This is a genomic window from Mesorhizobium sp. M1A.F.Ca.ET.072.01.1.1 (assembly GCF_004023325.1).
Classification (GTDB): domain Bacteria; phylum Pseudomonadota; class Alphaproteobacteria; order Rhizobiales; family Rhizobiaceae; genus Mesorhizobium.
Map to the genome: position 1 here is coordinate 1 of NZ_RZSF01000488.1, position 3,584 is coordinate 3,584.

The window sequence follows — 3,584 nt, forward strand, 5'->3', positions numbered from 1 at the left end:
CTCGGCCGACCAGGGCGAGGTTACGTCGCAGGGAATGGCGCGGCGGCCGAGCACGTCGAGCATCTCGACATAGAACGGGTTATTGGTGGCGCTGGCGATTGCCCTATGGAAGGCGAGATCCGCCGGACCGGTCGGCTGGCTGGCGAGCAGAAGCCGCTCGAACTCGAAGAAAGCCTCCTGGATCGCCGCCTCTTGCGCCGCGTTGCGGCGGATGGCGGCAAGGCCGGCCGATTCGATCTCGATCGCCAGCCGCACCTCGAGCACGTTGAGCGCGATCGAATCCTTGGCGCCCATGTCGGCGGCCAAAACGCCGAGCGTGGTGGAGATGTGTTCTGTGACGAAGACGCCGGCGCCCTGCCGCGCCTCGACGAGGCCGTCGGCGGCAAGCTTTGCCAGCGCCTCGCGAATGACGGTGCGGCTGACGCCGAAGGTTTCCGTGAGTTGCCCTTCGGTCGGCAGCTTGTGCCCGGGCGGGATCTCGCCCGCCAACAGCTGCTTGCGGATCGCCGCGACCACCGTTTCCGACAGCTTCGGCTTCCGTTCGACCCTGAAATCCGTCGTGGGCCCGGCCACGTCGCACTCCCCTATCTGAACGCCCTATTCGAGGACGCCTACTTGAAGACACTTGGCAACCACAGCGAGATCGCGGGAATATACGTCACCAGCGCCAGAACCACGATACCCGCGCCGTAGAACGGCCAGTTCGAGCGTATCGCTTCCCAGACCGTGATCTTGCCGAACTTCATGCCCTTCAAATCCTGGCGCCCGGCTCAGAGCCGGTACGCCTTCTTGGCAAGCGTGTAGGCAAGCTCGCGCGCCAGCTCATGCGCTTCCTCCTCGCGCAGCCGATGTTCGGCGACGAGCCGCGCCAGGAAGGCACAGTCGACACGCCGCGCGACGTCGTGGCGCGCCGGGATCGATGGAAAGGCGCGCGTGTCGTCGTTGAAGCCGACCGTATTGTAGAAGCCCGCCGTCTCGGTGGTCATCTCGCGGAAGCGGCGCATGCCTTCCGGGCTGTCGTGGAACCACCAGGCCGGCCCAAGCTTCAGCGCCGGATAGACGCCGGCGAGCGGCGCCAGCTCGCGCGCATAGCTCGTCTCGTCGAGCGTGAACAGAATGATCGTCAGGTCTCGCTCCAGCCCGACGCAGTCGAGCAGCGGCTTCAGCGCCGTCACATAGTCGGTCCGGGTCGGGATATCGAAACCCTTGTCGCGGCCGAATTTCTGGAAAACAGCCGGCGAATGATTGCGCCACGACCCGGGATGGATCTGCATTACCAGCCCATCGTCGCGACTCATCTTGGCCATCTCGGTCAGCATCTGGGCGCGGAACAGTTTTCGCTCGCGCTCGTCCTCCGAACCGCGGCGGATGCTGTCGAACAGCTCCTGCGCCGCCGTGTCGGAAAGATTGGCGGTGTCGGCGGTCGGATGGCCGTGATCGGACGAGGTGGCGCCGAATTCCTTGAAATAGGCGCGGCGCTTTCGGTGCGCCTCGAGATAGCCGGCCCATGTGCCGGTGTCGCATCCGGTGATTTCGCCCAGGCGATCGAGATTGGCTAGAAACCCTTCGAGGTCGGGATCGACCACGGCGTCCGGCCGGTAGGCGGTAACGACGCGGCCCTGCCAACCGCTGTCACGGATCATCCGATGCCATTTGAGATCGTCGAGCGCCCCTTCGGTGGTGGCGATCACCTCGATGTTGAAGCGCTCGAACAGCGCCCGCGGCCGATAGTCGGCGCGCTGAAGAAGCGCGGCGATCGTGTCGTAGCACCGATCAGCGGTGCTGGCGTTGAGCGGTTCGTCGATGCCGAACAGGTGCTCGAACACATGGTCGAGCCAGAGCCGGGTCGGCGTGCCGCGGAAGAGATAGTAATGCTCGGCAAAGCGCCGCCAGATCGTTCTGCCGTCGGTCTCGACCGGCGCTCCGTCGAGCGTCGGCACGCCGAGCTTTTCCAGCGGCACGCCCTGGCTGAACAGCATGCGGAAAATGTAGTGGTCCGGGACGATCAGGAGCTGCGCGGGGTCGGGAAAGGGCTCGTTGAACGCATACCAGCGCGGGTCCGTGTGGCCATGCGGGCTGACGATCGGCAGGTCCTTGACGCCTGCATGAAGGGCGCGAGCCAGCGTTCGCGTTTCCGGCGCGAACAACAGGTCCGGATCAGTCAATGCAGCCACTTCGCTCCTCCCAGGCTGCCCCATTGGTGGATTAGCAAACAACATTGTCAACATACAAAAACCAGCCAGTTGTATGATGACTTTTGCATAAGGCCCGGCCATTGTACCGGGCAGCGGCGGGTGCTACGCCGCTGCCGCCATTCCTGCCAGGCTCGACGCGCCGATCGGAGACTTCAAACCAATGAACAGCCGTCTGTCGAACGCCTCGATCACGCAGCTGCCGGGCGCAATCGCCATACCCCGCTACGATCGCGGCGCCGTGACGCCCGGCATCGTCCATCTCGGCGTCGGCGCCTTCCATCGCGCTCATCAGGCGGCCTATGTCGACGCCTCCCTGGCTGATGGCGATACAGGTTGGGGCATCATTGGCGTCTCGCTGCGCAGTCCCGACACACGCGATGCGCTGTCGCCGCAGGACGGTCTCTACACGCTGGCGGTGAGGGAAAGCGCCGGCGAGCAGTTGCAGATCATCGGCTCGATCGTGTCGTTGCTGGTGGCGCCCGAAGATCCGGACGCCGTGCTTACCGCGCTCACCGATCCGCGCACCCGCATCGTCACGCTGACCATCACCGAAAAGGCCTATCTGAGGGCCGCCGACGGCAGCCTAGACGAAACTCATCCCGATATCGTCCACGATCTGGGAAACCCCGGATCGCCCAGGACGGCGCATGGTTTCCTGGCCGAGGCGCTTGCGCGCCGCCGCGCCGCCGGCACGCCGCCCTTCACGGTGCTGTGCTGCGACAACCTTCCGGCCAACGGCGCCACGCTGCACAAGCTGTTGCTCGAGTTTGCCAAGCTGCGCGACTTACGACTCGCTCGACAGGGCGATGCCGGGCTCGCTCGACAGGGCGATGCCGAACTCGCCCGCCATGTCGCCGGCGAAGTGGCCTTCCCGTCTTCCATGGTCGATCGCATCGTGCCGGCGACCACCGACGCCGACCGCGCCCGCATCGCCGGCGAGCTTGGCCTCCAGGATGCCTGGCCGGTGGTGACCGAGCCGTTCTGCCAATGGGTGATTGAGGACCGTTTCCCCACCGGGCGGCCGGCCTGGGAGAGATTCGGCGTCACCATGGTCGAGGATGTCGGTCCCTTCGAGGACATGAAGCTGAGGCTGCTCAACGGCGCGCATTCCGGCATCGCCTATCTTGGCCTGCTCAGCGGCCACACCACCGTCGACCGCGCCTTCGCCGACCCGTCGATCCGACGGTTTGTCGACGCATTGTGGGCCGAAGCCGTGCCGACGCTGCCTGAGGATGCAGGCCTCGATACGGCCGCCTATACGGCCGAGCTCGCCCAGCGCTTCTCCAACACCGCGCTTGCTCATCGCACCGCGCAGATCGCCAATGACGGCAGCCAGAAACTGCCGCAGCGCATCGTCGCGTCAGCCATCGAATGCCTCGAAGCCGGGAC

The 3,584-nt window shown here is 65.5% G+C and carries 4 protein-coding genes; 1 reads left to right on the forward strand and 3 read right to left on the reverse strand.

Annotated features, from left to right (window positions below):
* The 3 genes from EOA32_RS34790 to uxaC form a co-directional block, all read right to left on the reverse strand.
* On the reverse strand, positions 1–573 hold a 573-nt coding region (locus EOA32_RS34790; protein ID WP_145971461.1), incomplete at its 3' end, for a FadR/GntR family transcriptional regulator.
* A gap of 38 nt (positions 574–611) precedes the next feature.
* Positions 612–746 (reverse strand): hypothetical protein, encoded by a 135-nt coding sequence (locus EOA32_RS40690; RefSeq protein WP_280940578.1) that lies wholly within the window; start codon positions 744–746, stop codon positions 612–614.
* 24 nt (positions 747–770) lie between these two features.
* Positions 771–2,174, reverse strand: coding sequence for a glucuronate isomerase (gene uxaC, locus EOA32_RS34795; RefSeq protein WP_095778050.1), 1,404 nt, complete (start codon positions 2,172–2,174; stop codon positions 771–773).
* Positions 2,175–2,355: 181 nt separating this feature from the next.
* Here uxaC and EOA32_RS34800 point away from each other — a divergent pair.
* The coding region (locus tag EOA32_RS34800; RefSeq protein ID WP_145971462.1) for a mannitol dehydrogenase family protein at positions 2,356–3,584 on the forward strand (1,229 nt) is incomplete at its 3' end.